At 70.6% G+C, this 19433-nt stretch carries 13 protein-coding genes and 1 pseudogene; 12 read left to right on the top strand and 2 right to left on the bottom strand.

The window, feature by feature from the left end; translation table 11 throughout:
• Positions 1 to 47 precede the first annotated feature (47 nt).
• From ACWDSL_RS31155 to ACWDSL_RS31120, 8 genes and pseudogenes are all read left to right on the top strand, one after another.
• Positions 48 to 1730, top strand: coding sequence for an extracellular solute-binding protein (locus ACWDSL_RS31155; protein WP_450491090.1), 1683 nt, complete (start codon positions 48 to 50; stop codon positions 1728 to 1730).
• Entirely contained in the window at positions 1730 to 2767 is a 1038-nt protein-coding gene (locus tag ACWDSL_RS31150; RefSeq protein WP_450491088.1) for an ABC transporter permease, read from the top strand. The genes ACWDSL_RS31155 and ACWDSL_RS31150 overlap by 1 nt, the downstream gene beginning before the upstream one ends.
• Positions 2768 to 2774: 7 nt before the next feature.
• Positions 2775 to 3713, top strand: coding sequence for a carbohydrate ABC transporter permease (locus ACWDSL_RS31145; RefSeq protein ID WP_450491086.1), 939 nt, complete (start codon positions 2775 to 2777; stop codon positions 3711 to 3713).
• Between the two features lie 49 nt (positions 3714 to 3762).
• On the top strand, positions 3763 to 5823 hold the full coding sequence (locus tag ACWDSL_RS31140; protein WP_450491084.1) for a beta-galactosidase: 2061 nt from the start codon (positions 3763 to 3765) through the stop codon (positions 5821 to 5823).
• Complete coding sequence (locus tag ACWDSL_RS31135; protein WP_450491082.1) at positions 5793 to 6494, top strand: glycoside hydrolase family 12 protein; 702 nt, start codon at positions 5793 to 5795, stop codon at positions 6492 to 6494. The genes ACWDSL_RS31140 and ACWDSL_RS31135 overlap by 31 nt, the downstream gene beginning before the upstream one ends.
• A gap of 778 nt (positions 6495 to 7272) precedes the next feature.
• Positions 7273 to 7866 (top strand): sensor histidine kinase, encoded by a 594-nt coding sequence (locus tag ACWDSL_RS31130; protein WP_450491080.1) that lies wholly within the window; start codon positions 7273 to 7275, stop codon positions 7864 to 7866.
• A complete protein-coding gene (locus tag ACWDSL_RS31125) occupies positions 7863 to 8606 on the top strand; it encodes a response regulator transcription factor (RefSeq protein ID WP_450491078.1) in 744 nt (247 codons plus the stop codon). The genes ACWDSL_RS31130 and ACWDSL_RS31125 overlap by 4 nt, the downstream gene beginning before the upstream one ends.
• A 36-nt stretch (positions 8607 to 8642) precedes the next feature.
• Positions 8643 to 10867, top strand: a pseudogene (locus ACWDSL_RS31120) (MMPL family transporter).
• A gap of 72 nt (positions 10868 to 10939) precedes the next feature.
• On the opposite strand, the gene ACWDSL_RS31115 reads toward ACWDSL_RS31120, so the two are convergent.
• Together ACWDSL_RS31115 and ACWDSL_RS31110 are read right to left on the bottom strand one after the other, a co-directional pair.
• Positions 10940 to 12985, bottom strand: a complete 2046-nt coding sequence (locus tag ACWDSL_RS31115; protein WP_450491076.1) for a glycoside hydrolase family 31 protein — start codon at positions 12983 to 12985, stop codon at positions 10940 to 10942.
• Between the two features lie 207 nt (positions 12986 to 13192).
• Positions 13193 to 14209 (bottom strand): LacI family DNA-binding transcriptional regulator, encoded by a 1017-nt coding sequence (locus tag ACWDSL_RS31110; RefSeq protein WP_450491074.1) that lies wholly within the window; start codon positions 14207 to 14209, stop codon positions 13193 to 13195.
• A gap of 252 nt (positions 14210 to 14461) precedes the next feature.
• Here ACWDSL_RS31110 and ACWDSL_RS31105 point away from each other — a divergent pair, with 252 nt between their 5' ends.
• The 4 genes from ACWDSL_RS31105 to ACWDSL_RS31090 all read left to right on the top strand — a co-directional run.
• Positions 14462 to 16402 carry an acyl-CoA dehydrogenase family protein gene (locus tag ACWDSL_RS31105; protein WP_450491072.1) on the top strand — a complete coding sequence of 647 codons (1941 nt, stop codon included), beginning with the start codon at positions 14462 to 14464 and terminating at the stop codon, positions 16400 to 16402.
• Positions 16403 to 16552: 150 nt separating this feature from the next.
• Positions 16553 to 17818: a 1-deoxy-D-xylulose-5-phosphate reductoisomerase gene (gene dxr / locus ACWDSL_RS31100; protein WP_450491070.1), complete on the top strand. Its 1266-nt coding sequence runs from the start codon at positions 16553 to 16555 to the stop codon at positions 17816 to 17818.
• Entirely contained in the window at positions 17815 to 19116 is a 1302-nt protein-coding gene (locus ACWDSL_RS31095) for a M50 family metallopeptidase (protein WP_450491068.1), read from the top strand. The genes dxr and ACWDSL_RS31095 overlap by 4 nt, the downstream gene beginning before the upstream one ends.
• Positions 19117 to 19257: 141 nt before the next feature.
• Positions 19258 to 19433 (top strand): flavodoxin-dependent (E)-4-hydroxy-3-methylbut-2-enyl-diphosphate synthase (locus ACWDSL_RS31090; protein ID WP_450491118.1); only part of this gene is annotated, 176 nt, incomplete at its 3' end.

Here is a 19433-nt window from a genome sequence, read left to right as displayed (position 1 = left end):
CTTCGACCATCGGTCGCACGGCGGGTACGCCACGAAGGGTTGACGCAATGCCGAACTCCCAGGCTTCGGCCTCCACTTCCACTCCGAGCCGGAGAACCGTCCTGTCCTCCGCGGCCGTCGCCGCGGTGGCCGTCGCGGGAGGGGTCCCGCTGCTGTCCGCGTGCTCCACCGAGGAGTCCACCGGCAAGGGCGGTACGACATCCGGCAAGGACCTGAAGAAGCTGCTGCCGACCTATGCGGCCTCCCAGGTGGTGAAGCCCGACATCCCGAGCGTGAACGGCTCGAGCCCCGGATTCACCCAGGCCAAGCCCACCGCCGAGCTGGTCGCCTCCGTCAAGGGCAAACCCGGCAAGGGCGGCAGCTACACCGTCTTCGAACCGCTGTGGGGCACCCCGCCGCCCAAGAACAGCGCCTACTACAAGGCCGTCAACGAAGCCCTGGGCGCGAAGATCACCTTCCAGCCGCAGGACGGCAACACGTACGGCGAAAAGCTCAGCGCCGTCCTGGCCTCCGGGGACATCGCGGACATCGTGATGATCCCGCAGTGGGAGATGGGCGGAAAGCTGATGGGCGCCATCAGCGCCAAGTTCGCCGACCTGGGCCCGTATCTCTCCGGCGACAAGGTCAAGAAGTACCCCAACCTCGCCGCCATCCCCACCGCCGCCTGGCAGATGTCGGTCTTCGGCGGCAAGCTCCGCGGTCTGCCCATGCCCGCCCGCCCGCTCAGCGGTGTGATCCCCTTCTACCGGGAGGACATCTTCAAGAAGGAGGGCTACGAGGTTCCCAAGAGCGCCGATGAATTCCTCGCCCTCGCCAAGGAGATCACCCGGCCCAAGAGCAAGGTGTGGGCGTGCGAGGACATGTGGTGGTCGGCGCAGATCATCTTCGGCTGCCCGGGGGAGAAGCCGTTCTACTGGGTGGAGAAGGACGGCAAGCTCGTCCACAAGGTCGAGCTGGACAACTACCTCGAGGCCCTGGAGTGGTGCCGCAAGCTCTTCAAGAGCGGCTATGTCCACCCCGACGCGGTCGCGGGCAAGGCCAACGACACACTCACCCGCTTCACCTCCGGCCAGTCGCTCATCATGAACGACGGCGACGCCAAGTGGTACGGCGCCACCTTCGAACAGGCCGAGCCCAACCCCGGCTTCAAGATCCAGGGGATGGACTACTTCGGCGCCGACGGCGGCGACCCCACCCTCTACCTGGGCCCGCCCGCGAACATCTGGTCCTTCCTCAACAAGAACCTCTCCAAGGACCGGATCGAGGAGATCCTGGCCGTCGCCGACTTCATCGCCGCGCCCTACGGCACCAAGGAGCAGCGGCTGATCGACTACGGCGTCGAGGGCGTGCACCACACCTTGAAGCACGGCGCCCCGGTCAAGAACTCCAAGGGTGTCACCGAGGTCCAGGACACCTACCGCTTCATCGTCTCGCCCGAGGCCACCGTCGCGTACCCGGACTTCCCGCAGATGGTGAAGGACTACTGCGGCTGGATGCAGCGCATGGGCAAGTTCGCCAAGAAGCCCGTCTTCTACGGCATGCAGATCCAGGAGCCCAACCGCTACGCCTCCCTCTACACCCCCTTCGAGGACCTGGCCAAGGACGTCGTACGCGGCCGCAAGTCGATCCGCGACGCGCAGAGCGCCATCAGCGACTGGCGCAGCGGCGGCGGTGACAAGCTCCGCGACTGGTACGCGAAGCTCCTCGACAAGAACGGCAGCGGCGCCTGATGGCACTGGACACCGGCAGCCGGGCCGGTGAACCGCGCCGCGCGAGATCCGCGCGGCGCGGCGGCCCCGACGGCCCCGCCGCGTCCGGGCCGCCGACCGCCCCGCGGCCCGCCGTGCCGGACGGCGGCATCCGGTGGTGGCAGCGGCTGCGCCGGGACCGCACCCTGTTGCTGATGGTGGCGCCCGCCGTCGGCCTGCTGGCGCTGTTCAACTACGTCCCGCTGATCTGGACCACGGTCGCCTTCAAGGACTACGACCCGTTCACCCAGGGCCTGTGGACCAGCCCCTGGGTCGGCCTCGACAACTTCACCCTCCTCTTCGACGACAGCCGCTTCTGGGACGCCTTCGCCAACACCCTCGGCATCACCTTCATCCAGCTGGTCCTCTTCTTCCCCCTCACCATCGCGCTCGCCCTGCTGGTCAACAGCGTGCTCAGCCAGCGGATCCGGGGGCTGGTGCAGTCGATCCTCTATCTGCCGCACTTCTTCTCCTGGGTGCTGGTCATCACGGTCTTCCAGCAGATGCTGGGCGGCGCCGGGCTGCTCGCCCAGCAGCTGCGCCAACACGGGTACGAGGGCTTCGACCTGATGACCGACCCCGGCGTCTTCAAGTTCCTGGTCACCGCGCAGCTGGTGTGGAAGGACGGCGGCTGGGGTGTCATCGTCTTCCTCGCCGCCCTCTCCGCCGTCAGCCAGGACCTGTACGAGGCGGCGGCGGTGGACGGGGCGAACCGCTGGCGGCGGATGTGGCATGTCACGCTGCCCGCGCTGCGCCCGGTGATCGCCCTGCTGCTGGTGCTGCGCGTCGGCGACTCGCTCACCGTGGGCTTCGAACAGATCCTGCTGCAGCGCGACGCGGTGGGGCCGGGCGCCTCCGAGGTCTTCGACACCTATGTGTGGTGGGTCGGCATCGCCAACACCGACTACGGGATCGCCGCCGCGGGCGGCCTGATCAAGGGCGCCTTCAGCCTGGTGCTCGTCCTGATCGCCAACAAAGTCGCTCACATGCTCGGCGAGCAGGGGGTCTACCAGAAATGACAGCGATATGACGGCGACTGTGCAGAAGGCCGCCGCCCCGCCCGCGCCGCCACGCCGCGACAGCAGACGCCCGGTGTGGGAGGAGAAGCCGAGCAAGGCCGGCCAGGGAGCCAAGGGCGCCACCCTGGTCGGGGTGTGCCTGGCGATCCTCGGGCCGCTGTGGGTGGTGGTGGTCACCAGCCTCTCCGACCAGAAGGCCATCACCGACGCCGGCGGGCTGGTCATCGTGCCCAAGACGATCACCTTCCGGGCGTACTCCGAACTGCTCGGCGGCGGCACGGTCACCCGCGCGGCGATCGTCAGCCTCGCTCTGACGGCCGTGGGCACGGTGATCAGTACGGTGGTCTCGATCCTGTGCGCGTACGGACTGTCGCGCCGTGGGTCATTCCTGCACCGGCCGATCCTGATGGTGCTGCTGGTCACCATGTTCTTCAACGCCGGTCTGATCCCGACCTATCTGCTGGTCACCGGGGTCGGTCTGGAGGGCAGCTACTGGTCGATGATCCTGCCCAGCGCCATCTCGGTCTTCAACATCCTGGTGCTGCGCTCCTTCTTCCAGACCACCGCGCCCGAGCTGATCGACAGCGCCCGGATCGATGGCGCGGGGGAGTGGCGGATCCTGCTGCAGATCGTGATGCCGCTGTCCAAGGCGGTCATCGCGGTCGTCTCGCTCTTCTACGCGGTCGGCTACTGGAGCCAGTGGTTCAACGCGATGCTCTACCTCAACGACCAGGACATGTGGCCGCTGCAGATGATCCTGCGCCAGCTGGTCATCAAGCAGCAGGCGCCCCAGGGCATGTCCCAGATGATCTCCAGCAGCCAGGTCCCGGGCCTGGCGGTCCAGATGGCCGTGATGGTGCTCGCGCTGATCCCGGTCGTGGTGCTCTACCCCCTCGTCCAGAAGCACTTCACCAAGGGCATGCTCACCGGCGCCATCAAGGGCTAGCCCCGCGCCACTTTCTTTTGTCGGCCGACCAGAAGCGAGAGCGAGAGCGATGCCCGAGCTGAGCGATGCCACCCGCGGCCGCATCCTCTACGGCGGCGACTACAACCCCGAGCAGTGGCCGCGGAGCGTCTGGCGCGAGGACGTACGGCTGATGCGCGAGGCCCGGGTCACCACCGCCACCGTCGGGGTCTTCTCCTGGGCCAGGCTGGAACCGCGCCCCGGCGCCCGCGACTTCGGCTGGCTGGACGAGGTCCTGGATCTGCTCCACGAGGGCGGGATCGAGGTGTGCCTGGCCACCCCGACCGCCTCCCCGCCCCCGTGGATGGGCGCCCGCCACCCCGAGACCCTGCCGCGCGACGAGCGAGGCGCCACCGTCTGGTACGGCGCGCGCAACCAGTTCTGCGCCTCCTCCCCGCTCTACCGCGAGTACGCGCTGCGTATCACCGAGGACCTGGCGGAGCGCTTCGGCGGCCACCCGGCGGTGCGTATGTGGCACGTCGGCAACGAATACTCCACCCACTGCTGGTGCGATATCACCGCCCGCCACTTCCGCCGCTGGCTGCGCACCCGGTACGGCGGTCTCGACGCGCTCAACGAGGCGTGGGGCACGGCCTTCTGGAGCCAGCGCTACGACTCCTGGGAGGAGATCATTCCGCCCCGCCGCGCCCAGTATCTGATCAACCCCACCCAGGCGCTGGACTTCCGCCGCTTCACCAGCGACGCCCTGCTGGAGTGCTTCACCGCCGAACGCGACGTCCTGGCCGCCCGCACCCCGCACATCCCGGTCACCACCAACTTCATGCCGCTGTTCATCGGCCAGGACGGCTGGGCGTGGGCGGCCGAGGAGGACGTGGTCTCCGTCGACATCTACCCCGACCCCAAGGACCCGCACGCCGCCGCGTACGGGGCGATGGTCCAGGACCTCACCCGCTCCCAGGCCGGCGGCCCCTGGGTGCTCATGGAGCAGGCGGCAGGACCGGTCAACTGGCGCGGCGTCAACCACCCCAAGCCGCCCGGGATGATGCGCATGTGGTCGCTGCAGGCAGTGGCGCGCGGCGCGGACGCCGTCTGCTTCTTCCAGTGGCGGCAGTCGCGGCAGGGCAGCGAGAAATTCCACTCCGGGATGGTGCCGCACGCCGGTGAACACAGCCGCACCTTCCAGCAGGTGCGCGGGCTCGGCGCCGAACTGCGCCGGCTCGGCGGCGTCGGCGGCGTCGTCGGCCGCGGCGTCCCCGCCGGCGCCGCGATCCTGCACGACTGGCACGCCTGGTGGGCGACCGTCCAGGACGGCCGCCCCTCCGCCCGGCTCGACTACCCCCAGCTCGTACGCGCCTGGCACCGGGCCCTGTGGGAGCAGAACCTCACCACCGACTTCGCCCACCCACACGCCGACCTCACCGACTACGCCCTGGTCGCCGTCCCCCACCTCTACTTGCTCACCGACGAGGCGCTGGACAACCTCGTCGGCTATGTACGCGGCGGCGGCACCGTGGTCTGCGGCTTCTTCACCGGCGTCGCCGACGAGGACGACCGGGTCCGCCCGGGCGGCGTCGACCAGCGGCTCCGCGACCTCCTCGGCATCCGTACGGTCCACGAATGGTGGCCGCTCGACGAGGGCGAAACCCTCACCGTCCACGGCCCCTCCTGGCCCGCCGGCTTCACCGCCACCCTCTGGTCCGAGGACCTGGAGCCGTCCACCGCCGAGACCGTCGCCCGGATCAAGGGCGGCGAACTCGACGGCGGGCCCGCCATCACCCGCAACCGCCACGGCGCCGGCACCGCCTGGTACGTCTCCACCCTGCCCGAACCCGCCGCGCTGCGCGCCCTGCTGGCCCGCGCCGCCGACGAGGCGGGGCTGCGGCCACCGCTGCCCGGGCTCCCCGAGGGTGTGGAGGCCGTGTTCCGCGGTGAGCACCTGTTCCTCCTCAACCACGGCCGCACCCCCGCGGTCGTCCCCCTCCCGTCCGCGCGGACCGATCTGCTCACCGGCCGCGTGTACGACACCGAGGTCGGCCTCGACCGCTCCGCGGCCGTGGTCCTGGCCCCGCTCGATTCCCCCCACCCGAAGGGAGCAGCACCGTGCACCGAAAGGCTCGAAAGCTCTTCCTGACCCCGCTGTTCGCGCTCCTCGCGCTCATCGGCTTCGCCGCCGCCCCCGCCCACGCCGCCACCTGGTCCTCCTCGGACCAGTGGGGCAACTGGTCCAACGGCGGCTACACGCTCTACAACAACATCTGGGGCTCCGGCGCCGGAGCGCAGACCATCTGGGCCAACTCGTACACCGACTGGGGCGTCTGGGCCAACCACCCCAACACCGGCGGCATCAAGTCCTACCCCAACGCCAAGCGGGTCGTCGGCAAGAAGGTCAGCGCCCTGGGCAGCCTGAACAGCAGCTACAACGTCACCGTGCCGTCCTCGGGCGCGTACAACACCTCGTACGACATCTGGGACACCAACTACGACTACGAGATCATGCTCTGGATGAACAAGACCGGCCCGGTCGGTCCGCTCGGCACCTCCCAGGGCAGCCTCACCCTCGGCGGCCACAGCTGGACCGTCTACAAGGGCAGCAACGGCGCCAATGAGGTCTTCTCCTTCATCCGCACTTCAAACTCCAGCTCCGGCTCCGTGGACATCAAGTCCATCGTGAACTGGATCAAGAACACCAAGGGCTGGTTCGGCGATGTGACCATCGGCGACGTCCAGTTCGGCTACGAGATCACCTCCTCGGCCGGCGGTCTGGACTTCAAGACCAACAGCTTCGGCGTCTCCTTCAGCTGATCCCACTGCCCGACCGTGTGCCGCCGTTCCCCCAGGGGCGGCGGCACTCGCCGTACCCCTCCGGTTGTGGCCCCAGGCGCCGCGCGTACTCCCCGGGTTGCGGCGCGGGCCCGCTCGCTCCGCCGTACGGAGGAAGGGCCTGTACTCGAGGCGGCCCTAGGGCGTGTAGCAGTCGTTCGATTGGCCTGAGGACCCCGGGTGTTCCTGGGCGGGCGAGCCGGAGTTTCTGGATCGCCCGTTCGATGCATTCATGCGATCGGGTGAGATGTCCGGTGGAGCTGTTGCCGGTGGGGGCGATGGCGCTACGGTGCAGTCCTGGCCGCGAATCGTCATACCGCGTCGGCCTGCCAACAGAACAGGGAGCGGACTCCACGGCTCCCATGAACCCAACGCCCCGCGCCCGGGAAGCGACGCGGGGTCCCTGCCCCGGCCGGGTCCACACCGCCCGGAAAGCGTCCGGCAGGGCGGCCTCCACCGCGCCAGACCCTCCCCCAGCTACCGCTGGGAGGTGCCCCCTGCATCCAGCGGCGTCGACAGCAGCAGGAACCGAACACGATCGGCACCGACCGCACCACGCGGCCGGAAACGGCTCACACCCGCGGGACTCCAACCCCCGCTACTGCACCGACGCGAGCCATCTATCCGACGTCGCCCCGGATCAGCCAGGACGACCCAGGAAACCCAAGCCGATCAGAGACGCTGAGCGCATGGTCCTCCAAGGCTCTGTCGCCTGCCTCCGGCCGCCGCGCGGCCGGTGGGCGGACGCGCTGGCGGCCGTGTGCACGATGTCGTGGGCCACCACATCTCTCTCATCAGCGTCCAGTCCGCGGCCGCCCTGCACCGGCTCGAGAAGCACCCGGAGCAGGCCGGGGCGGCCCTCGCCGCGATCAAGTCGTCCAGCCGCGAGGCGCTGCGCGAACTGCGGGCGACCCTCGGGGTGCTGCGGCAGATCGACGAGGAGGCGCCCACGGCGCCGCCGCCGGGCCTGGCCCGGATCGGCGAACTCGTCGAGTCGGCGCGGTCGGCCGGGTTCGATGTACGCGCGCACACCAACGGCGAGCCGCAGCCGCTGCCCACCGAAGTGGAGCTCGCCGGCTACCGCATCGTCCAGGAATCACTCACCAATGTGACCCGGCATTCCCGGGCCACCGCCGTCACCGTCCATGTCTCATACGCGCCCCGCGAGGTCCGGATCGAGATCACGGACAACGGGCGGGGCCCGGCCCGCACCGTGCCGGGCAGCGGCATCAGCGGCATGCGCGAGCGCGCACGCGCGCTGGGCGGCGAACTGATCACGCGTCCAGGCCGGGACGGCGGATTCGCCGTACGGGCCCGGCTGCCGCACGGGAACGGAGCGCCCCGACAACCATGATCAAGGTCTTGCTCGCGGACGACCAGCGGCTGGTGCGGGCCGGGTTCCGGTCGATCCTGGAGGACGAGGACGACATCACGGTGGTGGCCGAGGCGGGCGACGGCGACGAGGCCGTCGCGGCCTGCCGCGAAACGCACCCCGACGTGGCGCTGCTGGACATCCGGATGCCCGGGACCGACGGCCTTCAGGCCGCCGGGCGGATCACCGCCGACCCCCGCCTGGAGGGCGTCAAGGTCGTCATCCTGACCACCTTCGACCTGGACGACTACATCTACGGCGCGCTGCGCGCCGGCGCCACCGGCTTCCTGGTCAAGGACACCGAACCGGAGGAGCTGATCCACGCCGTACGGGTGGCGCACCGCGGCGACGCGCTGATCAGCCCCTCCGTCACCCGCCGGCTCATCGCGGAGTTCGCCGGCCGGGTCCGGGCCCCCGACCCCGGCCCGCGGCTGCGCGCGCTCACCGACCGCGAGCGGGAGGTGATGCGGCTGGTGGCCGCCGGGCTGACGAACGACGAGATCGCCGCCCGCCTGGTGCTCGCCCCGGCCACCGCCAAGACCCATGTCAGCCGCATCATGACCAAGCTGGACGTCCGGGACCGCTCCCAACTGGTGGTGCTGGCCTATGAGTCGGGCATGGTCAACCCCCGCTGGCTGACGCCCTGGCCACCCGACCGGGGGAGTACGTCGGCCGGGTGCCCGCCAACCGCTGGGGTACCGCGAGTGTCCGCCAGGGGCTGACGCCCCGGGGCGGACCGGGCCCGGATGCTTCGGGGCATGAAGTCTCCGCCACGCGACACGACCGCGACCACCGAGCCCGACGCGGGCCGACCCCGGGGCCGACCCTCAGGCCGATCCCCGGGCCGGCCCCCGGGCCGTACGGGCGCCTTCGGACGCCTCGCCGCCTGGTCCCAGAGCCACCGCTGGGGCGCCCTGCTGCTGTGGATCCTCGTGGTGGCCGCGATCACCGTCGGATCGCAGGCGGCCGGCAGCGCGTACCGCAATGACTTCGCCCTGCCAGGCACCGACTCGCAGACCGCCACCGACCTGCTGACCGAGCACGGCTCCCGGCAGGCGGGAGACAGTGTGCAGATCGTCTTCAAGGACGACGGCGGGCTGCGCGCCGAGCGCGGCTCCATCGAGAAGACGCTCGACCGGGTCCGCGGCCTGCCCTCCGTCACCGAGGTGCGCGGCCCGTACGCGGACGCCTCCGCACTCTCCCGGGACGGCACCGTCGGCTACGCGACCGTCACCCTCGACGGCAAGGCGGAGGAGGTACCCAAGCGGGACATCACCAGGATCATCGACACCGCCGAGGCCGCCGAAGGACAGGGCCTCGAGGTCGCGCTCGGCGGTGAGGCGGTGCGCGGCGCCGAGGAGGAGGCGGGCGGTGCCGCGGAGGGCGCGGGCATGCTCGCCGCGCTGGTCAACCCCTTATCTTCGTACCGCTGTTCGGCTCGCTGATGGCGGCGGCGCTGCCGCTGGTCACCGCCCTGTTCGCGGTGGGCGGCGCCATCGGCCTGATCGCCCTGGCCTCACACCTGTTCACGGTCGCCGACTTCACCCCGCCCGTCATGATGCTCGTCGGGCTCGGGGTGGGCGTGGACTACGCGCTCCTGATCTTCTACCGCTACCGGCACGAACTCATCCGCGGCGCCGACCCGCACACCGCCACCCGTACCGCGCTGGACGCCGCCGGACGTACGGTCTTCTTCGCCGGCTGCACCGTCATCATCGCGCTGCTCGGCCTGGTCGCCCTGGGCCTGGGCTCGTTGCAGGGCGTGGCGCTCGCCGTCGCGCTGACCGTGCTCGTCACCATGGCGGCCTCCCTGATCCTGCTGCCCGCGCTGCTGGCCGTAGTCGGCGGGCGCGTCCAGCGCCAGGTGCTGCGGCGCGCCGACCGGGCCCGGGCCAAGGGGAAGGAGGAGGGCCGGCGCTGGCGGGCCCTGGCCTCCGCCGTGCAGCGGCGCCCGCTGCCCGCGCTGCTGGCGGCCGTCGTGGCGCTGCTCGCGCTGTCCGCCCCGGCCCTGAGCCTGCGCCTGGGCTTCGCCGACGCGGGCAACGATCCGACCACGTCCACCAGCCGCCGGGCCTACGACCTGCTCGCCGAGGGCTTCGGACCCGGGTTCAACGGTCCGCTGGTGGTGGTGAGCCGGGGCGACGCGGCGGCCGCCCGCGAGCTGCGGACCACGCTCGCCCGTACGGACGGCATCGCCGCCACCACGCCGCCGCTGCCCTCCGAGGACGGCGCCGTCTCCACCGTCCTCGCCTTCCCCCGTACCTCCCCGCAGGACGAGGGCACCGCCGATCTCGTGCACACGCTGCGCGACCGCGTCCTGCCGCGGCTCGGCGAACGCACCGGCGCCGACTACCTGGTGGGCGGGTCCACGGCCGCCGCGCAGGACTTCGCCGACTCCGTCGCGGACCGGATGCCGCTGTTCGTCGCCGTCGTCGTCGGCCTCTCCACGCTGCTGCTCATGGCGGTCTTCCGCTCCCTGCTGATCCCGCTGAAGGCCGCGCTGCTCAACCTGCTGTCCATCGCCGCCGCGCTGGGCGTGATCACGCTGGTCTTCCAGCACGGCTGGTTCGGGGTGCAGCCCGGCCCGATCGAGGCGTTCATCCCGGTGATGATCTTCGCGATCGTCTTCGGCCTCTCCATGGACTACGAGGTGTTCCTCGTCTCCCGTATGCATGAGGAGTGGGAGCGGACGAAGGACCACTCCCACGCGGTCCGCGAGGGTCTTGCGGCCACCGGCAAGGTGATCACGGCGGCCGGCGCCATCATGATCGTGGTGTTCGCCGCCTTCGTGCTCAGCCCGAGCCGGATGCTCCAGCAGTTCGGCCTGGGGCTCGCGGTGGCCGTCCTGCTGGACGCGGTGGTGATCCGTTGCCTGATCGTGCCGGCCGTCATGCGGCTGCTCGGCAGGCGCGCCTGGTGGCTGCCCGCGCCCCTCGCCCGGCTGCTGCCGAAGGTGGCGCTGGAGCGGCCGGACGCCGGCTGAGGAGACCTGAGGAGACCTTGAGGCGAGCGGCGCGCCCGGACAGCCCCGGGCGCGCCGGCCGGCGACGGACCGTCAGGGCTCCCGTACCGGCAGCCTCGCGTCGTCCCTCAGGAACAGCGGGATCCGGTCAAGCGGGGCGGGCACGGTCACCGTCGTACCGCCCTCCCAGCTCTCGCCCGTCCAGGCGTCCGTCCAGCGCGCCCCTGCCGGGAGATAGGCGGTGCGCTCGGTCGCGCCCGCCTCCAGGACCGGGGCGACCAGCAGATCGGGGCCCAGCAGAAAGGAGTCCGCGACGCCCCAGGCCGCCTCATCGGCGGGGAACTCGAGGAAGAGCGGGCGCATGGGCGGCAGCCCCTCCTCATGGGCGGCGCGCATCTGCACCAGTACGTACGGCTTGAGCCGTTCGCGCAGCCGCAGATACGAGCCGAGGATGCGCTCGGCCTCCTCGCCGTACGACCACACCTCGTTCGGGCCGCCGGTCATCCCGGGCCCCAGCGGTAGCCCCGGGTCGCGGAAGCCGTGCAGCCGCATGATCGGCGACAGCGCGCCGAACTGGAACCAGCGGATCAGCACCTCGCGGTACGCCGGATCGTCCGGATCGCCGCCGTGGAAGCCGCCGATGTCGGTGTTCCACCACGGGATGCCGGAGAGGGCGACGTTCAGCCCGGCGGCGATCTGGCGGCGCAGCGTCGCGAAGTCCGTGCCGATGTCGCCGGACCACAGGGCGGCCCCGTGGCGCTGACTGCCCGCCCACGCCGAGCGGTTGAGGGTCACCACCTCCTCCTCGCCCGCCGCGCGCATGCCCTCGTGGACCGCGCGGGCGTTCTCGCGCGGGTAGAGGTTGCCGACCTCCAGGCCAGGACCCGCGTGGTAGCGCAGATTCGCCGGGAAGCCGGGCTTGAGCTCCGGCTCGCAGGCGTCCAGCCAGAAGGCGCGGATCCCGTACGGCTCCAGGTAGTTCGCCCGCACCCGCGACCACATGAACTCCCGGGCCTCGGGATGAGTCGCGTCGTAGAAGGCGACGTGGATCCGCTCGCCCTCGCGCACATCGGGCCAGTCGGCGTGCGCCGTGGGCCCGTACTCGGTGCCGACCAGAAAGCCACGCTGCTCCATCGTGGCGTGGTTCTCGCTCAGCGGGGAGACCGAAGGCCACACCGAGACCACCAGCTTGATGCCCAGCTCGGCCAGCTCCCGCGTCATCGCCGCCGGGTCGGGCCACGCCACCGGGTCGAACTTCCAGTCGCCCAGATGCGTCCAGTGGAAGAAGTCGCAGATGATCGCGTCGATCGGCAGCCCGCGCCGCTTGTGCTCACGGGCCACGGTCAGCAGCTCCTCCTGGCTGCGGTAGCGCAGCTTGCACTGCCAGAACCCGGCCGCCCACTCAGGCAGCATCGGCGCGCGGCCGGTCACCGCGGAGTAGCGGCGCTGCGCGGTCGCCGGATCCCCGGCCGTGATCCAGTAGTCGATCTGGCGCGCGCTGTCGGCGACCCAGCGGGTGCCGGTCGCGGCCAGCTCGACCCGCCCGATCGCCGGGTTGTTCCACAGCAGGGTGTAGCCGCGGCTGGAGGTGAGGACCGGGATCGTCACCTCGGAGTTGCGCTGCACCAGGTCGAGCACGGCGCCCTTCTGGTCCAGCAGACCGTGCTGGTGCTGGCCGAGGCCGTAAAGCCGCTCGCCCTCGTACGCCTTGAAGCGCTGCTCGATGCGGTGGTAGCCGTTGCCCGTGGCGGTGCGCAGCCGCGGCCCCGGCCACCAGAAGTGGGCGCGCTGCTCGGCCAGCAGCTCCCGGCCGTCCTCGGTGGCCTGGAACCGGATCATGCCGTCCGCGCCGATCCGCGCGGTGATCGCGCCGCAGGTCAGCGACGCCTCCCCGGCCTCGACCGCGATGCTCGCGGCCGCCTTCGGCGGACCGTCGAGGAGCGCGCCCGGCAGGTCCTCCAGCAGCGGCCCGCCGAGCCGGGCGCGGACCCGGATCGCGTCGGGCCCCCACGGCTCCAGACGTACGGTCTCCTGCCGCCCACTCCACTCCAGCGCGCCGTCGCGCTCGCTGAAGGTGCCGACGGTGGGGGAGGACTGGGCGAGCGACGCTGAGGCGGGGGCCGGCGGTGATGGGTTCACGGGGCGCTCCTCGGGGTGCGGCGGTGGACGTACGGGGGGTGAGCTTTACGGGCGTATCGCTTCCGGGGACGTACGGCTCGGCGGCGCTGCGAGGGCGGGACTTCAGGGGGCTGGGGCGGGGCTTCGGCGCGGGGCTTCGGGCGAGGTCGCTGCGGGTTTCGACAAGAGGGAGGGCGCGGCGGACGGCCGCTACGGGTCAGGGCCGGGTCAGGGCGTGGCGTTCGGCGCCGGGCCCGAGCTCGCCCGTACGGTCAACTGGGGCTCAAGCAGCGCCACCTCGTCCGAGCCGTGCCCCTCCAGCTTGGCCACCACCAGCTCCACCGCCCGCCGCCCCATCTCATGCGCGGGGATCGCGACCGAGGTCAGCCGCACCGAGGCCTGGGTCGCCACGGGGTCGGGGCAGATCGCCACCACCGAGACGTCCTCGGGCACCGCGCGGCCCTGCCGGCGCAGCAGGCTCAGCAGCGGGTCGATGGCGGCCTCGTTCTGCACCACGAAGCCGGTGGTGCCGGGGCGCTCGTCGAAGATCCGGGCCAGCGCCCCGGCCATGGACTCATAACTGCCCTCGCACGGCCGGTGCAGTAGGCGCAGCCCCAGTTCGCGGGCGCGGCCGCGCAGCCCCTCCAGGGTCCGTACGGCGAAGCCGGTGTGGCGCTCGTACACCGCCGCCGCCTCGCCGACCACGGCGATCTCGCGGTGGCCGAGCCCTGCCAGATGTTCGGCGCACAGCGCGCCGGTCGCCGTGAAGTCCAGGTCGACGCAGGTCAGTCCGACGGTGTCGGCGGGCAGCCCGATCAGTACGGTGGGCTGGCGGGCGTCCCGCAGCAGCGGCAGCCGCTCGTCCTCCAGCTCCACATCCATCAGGATCATGGCGTCGGCGAGCCCGCTGCCGGTGACCCGGCGCACGGCCGCCGGACCCTCCTCGCCGGTCAGCAGCAGCACGTCATAGCCGTGGGTGCGGGCGCTGGTGGCCACCGCGATGGCGATCTCCATCATCACGGGCACATACATATCGGTCCGCAGCGGCACCATCAGCGCGATGATGTTGGAGCGGCTGCTGGCGAGAGCGCGGGCGCCGGCGTTCGGGTGGTAGCCGAGCTCCTGGATGCTCTGCTCGACCCGCTCGCGGGTGGGGCCGGAGATCGAGCGCTTGCCGCTGAGGACATAGCTCACCGTGCTGGCGGAGACTCCGGCGTGCCGGGCGACCTCGGCGAGGGTGACCATGCAGGGACTCCGTCCGGATCATTGAAGCGCTTCGACTGAGCTGCCGAACGGCTCTTTGCTGGCTACGCGGATCGACAGTAGACCTGTCCGCGTTCAGTGTCCAGATAGTCGAAGCGCTTCAACTGGCTTTTTCCACCGGCTGTTCCACCGCCTGGGGTCACACGCTTTGCCGCCCTGTCGGACCGGAGGCACACTGGCACCGTACGTGCCGGTAATGTCACGAGATAGTCCATTCGCGGCAAGGGAGCACCCATGACCGCATCATCCGTCAGGCCGGTGTCCGAGCGCGAAGCGCGCCGGGTCGCCGAGGCAGCCCGCGAGCAGGTATGGCACAAGCCGAGCTTCGCCAAGGAACTGTTCCTCGGCCGCTTCCGGCTCGATCTGATCCACCCCCATCCCGCCTCCGCCCCGGATGACGTACGGCGCGGTGAGAAGTTCCTCGAGAAGCTGAACTCGTTCTGCGAGACCGGTATCGACGCCGCCCGCATCGAGCGCGAGGCCAAGATCCCCGACGAGACGATCGAAGGCCTCAAGGAGCTCGGCGCGCTCGGCATGAAGATCGACCCCAAGTACGGCGGCGTCGGCCTCACCCAGGTCTACTACAACAAGGCCCTGGCCCTCGTCAGCTCGGTGAGCCCGGCCATCGGCGCGCTGCTCTCGGCCCACCAGTCCATCGGAGTGCCCCAGCCGCTCAAGCTGTTCGGCACCCAGGAGCAGAAGGACACCTTCCTGCCCCGCTGCGCCCGCACCGACATCTCGGCCTTCCTGCTCACCGAGCCGGACGTGGGCTCCGACCCGGCCCGGCTCGCCACCACCGCCGTACCCGAAGGCGACGGCTACATCCTCGACGGAGTGAAGCTGTGGACGACCAACGGAGTGGTCGCCGACCTCCTCGTGGTCATGGCCCGCGTCCCCGCGTCCGAGGGCCACAAGGGCGGTATCACCGCCTTCGTCGTCGAGACGGCCTCCGAGGGCGTCACCGTCGAGAACCGCAACGCCTTCATGGGCCTGCGCGGCCTGGAGAACGGAGTGACCCGCTTCCACCGGGTCCGTGTCCCCGCCGCCAACCGCATCGGCCCGGAGGGCGCCGGGCTCAAGATCGCCCTGACCACCCTCAACACCGGCCGGCTCTCGCTGCCCGCGATGTGCGCGGGCTCCGGGAAGTGGTGTCTGAAGATCGCCCGCGAGTGGTCCGCGGCCCGCGAGCAGTGGGGCAAGCCGATCGCCCGGCACGAGGCCGTCGGCGCCAAGATCTCCTTCATCGCGGCGACCACCTTCGCCCTGGAGGCCGTCATCGACCTGGCCTCCCAGATGGCCGACGAGGAACGCAACGACATCCGGATCGAGGCGGCGCTGGCCAAGCTGTACGGCAGCGAGATGGCCTGGCTGATGGCCGACGAGCTGGTCCAGATCCGCGGCGGCCGCGGCTTCGAGACCGCGGCCTCGCTCGCCGCCCGCGGCGAGCGGGCCGTCCCGGCCGAGCAGATGCTCCGAGACCTGCGCATCAACCGCATCTTCGAGGGCTCGACGGAGATCATGCACCTGTTGATCGCCCGCGAGGCCGTGGACGCCCATCTGTCCGTGGCGGGCGACCTCATCGACCCGGACAAGTCCCTGTCCGACAAGGGCAAGGCGGCCGCCAAGGCCGGCGGCTTCTACGCCCGCTGGCTGCCGGGCCTGGTCACCGGCCCCGGCCAACTCCCCCGCGCCTACGCCGAATTCAACCCGCCGCGCCACCGCGACCTCTCCCCGCATCTGCGCTACGTCGAGCGCTCGGCGCGCAAGCTCGCCCGCTCCACTTTCTACGCCATGTCCCGCTGGCAGGGCCGGATGGAGACCAAACAGGGCTTCCTCGGCCGCATCGTCGACATCGGCGCGGAGCTGTTCGCCATGAGCGCCGCCTGCGTACGGGCCGAGATGCTGCGCACCACGGGCGACCACGGCGCCGAGGCGTACCAGCTGGCCGACGTCTTCTGCCGACAGGCCCGGATCCGCGCCGAGGAGCTTTTCGCCCGGCTGTGGACCAACACCGACGAGCTCGACCGCAAGGTCGTCTCGGGCGTGCTGGCGGGCTCGTACACCTGGCTGGAGGATGGTGTGCTCGACCCCAGCGGCGACGGCCCCTGGATCGCCGACGCGACCCCGGGCCCGGCCACGAAGGAAAACGTCCACAGGCGGCCTTCTTGCGCCTAAACCGGCGCCGCTCTCGCGGAGGGGGTTGCTGTCCGTAGGGGTTCCTCAATTGATGGTTGCGGTGAACCCGGGGCGTCGTGAGCCCCGGGTTCACCGTGGCGCTGCCGGACCCGGTCACCCGACCTCCGCGAGTAGGGCAACAATGGGGCAATGACGGATTCCCTCGCTGACCCGCACCTCCGCTTTCCGGCGGCCACCGCCGCCACCGGAGGCCCGCGCGACATCGTGATCCTGGGCTCCACCGGATCGATCGGCACCCAGGCCATCGACGTGGTGCTGCGCAACCCCGACCGCTTCCGGGTGACCGGACTGTCCGCCGCCGGCGGGCGGGCCGGGCTGCTCGCCGAGCAGGCTCACCGGCTCGGGGTGCGGGTGGTCGCGGTGGCCCGGCCGGAGGCCGTGGCCGAGGTGCGCGAGGCGCTGGCCGCGCGGTACGGGGCGGGGGAGCCGCTGCCGGAGATCGTCGCGGGGCCGGACGCGGCCACCGAGCTGGCCCGCTCCGAGTGCGACACCGTCCTCAACGGCATCACCGGCTCCATCGGCCTGGCGCCCACCCTCGCCGCGCTCGAGGCCGGCCGGGTGCTCGCGCTGGCCAACAAGGAGTCGCTGATCGTCGGCGGGCCGCTGGTCAAGGCCCTGGCCAAGCCCGGGCAGATCGTGCCGGTCGACTCCGAGCACTCCGCCCTCTTCCAGGCGCTGCTCGGCGGCTCCCGGCAGGAGGTCCGCAAGCTGGTGGTCACCGCGTCCGGCGGGCCGTTCCGGGGGCGTACGAAGCAGGAGCTGACCGAGGTCACGCCCGAGCAGGCGCTGGCCCACCCCACCTGGGACATGGGCCCGGTGATCACGATCAACTCCGCGACCTTGGTCAACAAGGGTCTTGAGGTCATCGAGGCGCATCTGCTCTATGACATTCCCTTCGATCGGATTGAGGTTGTGGTCCACCCGCAGTCGTATATCCACTCGATGGTCGAATTCATTGACGGTTCCACCCTGGCGCAGGCGAGTCCGCCCGATATGCGGATGCCGATCGCGCTCGGTCTCGGCTGGCCGGACCGGGTGCCGGACGCCGCGCCCGGCTGCGACTGGACCAAGGCGCACACCTGGGAGTTCTTCCCGCTGGACAACGACGCGTTCCCCTCGATCGGCCTCTCCCGTGAGGTCGGCGCGCTCGGCGGCACCGTGCCCGCCGTTTTCAACGCGGCGAACGAGGAGTGTGTGGACGCCTTCCTGGCCCGGAAGCTGCCGTTCAACGGAATCGTCGATACGGTCGCCCAAGTGGTGGCCGAACACGGCACCCCCACCGCGGGAACCCGGCTCACGGTCGAGGACGTCCTCCAGGCCGAGGCATGGGCCCGTGCCCGCGCCCGTGAACTGGCCGCCCGCGCGGCCGAAGCGACTCCGGAGGCTCGCGCATGACGGCACTGATGACGGTCCTTGGCATCGTCGTATTCGTTGTCGGACTGCTCTTCTCGATTGCCTGGCATGAGCTCGGACATCTCTCCACGGCCAAGCTCTTCGGCATCCGGGTACCGCAGTACATGGTGGGCTTCGGTCCGACGATCTTCTCCCGTAAGAAGGGGGACACGGAGTACGGCGTCAAGGCGGTCCCGTTCGGCGGCTACATCCGCATGATCGGGATGTTCCCGCCCGGCGACGACGGGAAGATAGCGGCACGTTCCACCTCGCCGTGGCGCAGCATGATCGAGGACGCCCGGTCGGCCGCGTACGAGGAGCTGCAGCCGGGCGACGAGACCCGGATGTTCTATACGCGCAAGCCGTGGAAGCGCGTGATCGTGATGTTCGCCGGGCCGTTCATGAATCTGGTGCTCGCCGTGGCGATCTTCCTCGGCGTGATGATGGCCTTCGGCGTCAACACCCAGACCACCACCGTGGGCACCGTTCAGAAGTGCGTGGTCCCGGCCTCGGCCTCGACCGACAAGTGCCCCAAGGGTGCCAAGGACACCCCGGCCAACACTGCCGGGCTGCGGGCCCGCGACAAGATCGTCGCTTTCAACGGCGAGCCGACCTCGGACTGGAACGCTCTCCAGCAGCGCATCCGCAAGACGGTCGGCCCCGCGACGATCACCGTCGAGCGGAACGGCGTCCGTAAGGATCTGCACGCGGTCCTCGTCAAGCACCAGGTCGCCAAGTCGGACGGGCGGGGCGGCTATGTGGAGGGCGAGTACGTCTCCGCGGGCTTCCTCGGCTTCACCCCGGCCAGTGGCGTGGTCAAGCAGTCCTTCGGCCAGTCGGTGGACCGTATGGGCAATATGGTCCAGGACGGCGTCGACTCGCTGATCGCCCTGCCCTCGAAGGTCCCCGATCTGTGGAACGCGGCCTTCGGCGACGGTGAGCGCAAGGCGGACTCCCCGATGGGCGTCGTCGGCGCGGCCCGGGTCGGCGGGGAGGTCGCCAACCTGGACATCCCGGCCTCCCAGCGGGTCGCCACCATGCTGTTCCTGGTGGCCGGCTTCAACCTCTCGCTCTTCCTGTTCAACATGCTGCCGCTGCTGCCGCTGGACGGCGGGCATATCGCGGGCGCGGTGTGGGAGTCCGTACGGCGCCACACCGCCCGGCTGGTCCGGCGGCCCGACCCGGGGCCGTTCGACGTGGCCAAGATGATGCCGGTCGCCTATGTGATCGCCGGGGTGTTCGTCTGTTTCACCTTGTTGGTGCTGGTGGCCGATGTGGTGAATCCGGTGAAAATCTCCTGATGATGCGAAATGCCCCGAAGTTCACCATTTGATGGACTTCGGGGCCGGAATGTGCTTGGCCCGGGCGCGGTGCCGTAACCTCGGACACCGGAGCCCGCCGATCTCGGGACCTTCATTCATGACCTTGGGGTTGCTCGCCAGATGACAGCGATTTCGCTTGGAATGCCGTCCGTTCCGATCAAGCTCGCCGACCGCAGAGTCAGCCGGAAAATCCAGGTCGGATCGGTGGCGGTGGGCGGGGACGCGCCGGTGTCGGTGCAGTCGATGACGACGACGGTGACGGCGGATATCGGGGCGACGCTGCAGCAGATCGCGGA

It is taken from the genome of Streptomyces sp. NPDC000941 (assembly GCF_053599555.1).
The sequence above is the reverse complement of the archived record's forward strand: the minus strand, read 5'-3'. Positions and strand labels throughout refer to the sequence as shown.

Excerpts from the sequence above, each read along its gene's own strand:
- ACWDSL_RS31155 (WP_450491090.1), top strand. The coding sequence starts at position 48 with ATGCCGAACTCCCAGGCTTCGGCCTCCACTTCCACTCCGAGCCGGAGA.
- ACWDSL_RS31150 (WP_450491088.1), top strand. The coding sequence starts at position 1,730 with ATGGCACTGGACACCGGCAGCCGGGCCGGTGAACCGCGCCGCGCGAGA.
- ACWDSL_RS31145 (WP_450491086.1), top strand. The coding sequence starts at position 2,775 with ATGACGGCGACTGTGCAGAAGGCCGCCGCCCCGCCCGCGCCGCCACGC.
- ACWDSL_RS31140 (WP_450491084.1), top strand. The coding sequence starts at position 3,763 with ATGCCCGAGCTGAGCGATGCCACCCGCGGCCGCATCCTCTACGGCGGC.
- ACWDSL_RS31125 (WP_450491078.1), top strand. The coding sequence starts at position 7,863 with ATGATCAAGGTCTTGCTCGCGGACGACCAGCGGCTGGTGCGGGCCGGG.
- ACWDSL_RS31110 (WP_450491074.1), bottom strand. The coding sequence starts at position 14,209 with ATGGTCACCCTCGCCGAGGTCGCCCGGCACGCCGGAGTCTCCGCCAGC.
- ACWDSL_RS31105 (WP_450491072.1), top strand. The coding sequence starts at position 14,462 with ATGACCGCATCATCCGTCAGGCCGGTGTCCGAGCGCGAAGCGCGCCGG.
- dxr (WP_450491070.1), top strand. The coding sequence starts at position 16,553 with ATGACGGATTCCCTCGCTGACCCGCACCTCCGCTTTCCGGCGGCCACC.
- ACWDSL_RS31095 (WP_450491068.1), top strand. The coding sequence starts at position 17,815 with ATGACGGCACTGATGACGGTCCTTGGCATCGTCGTATTCGTTGTCGGA.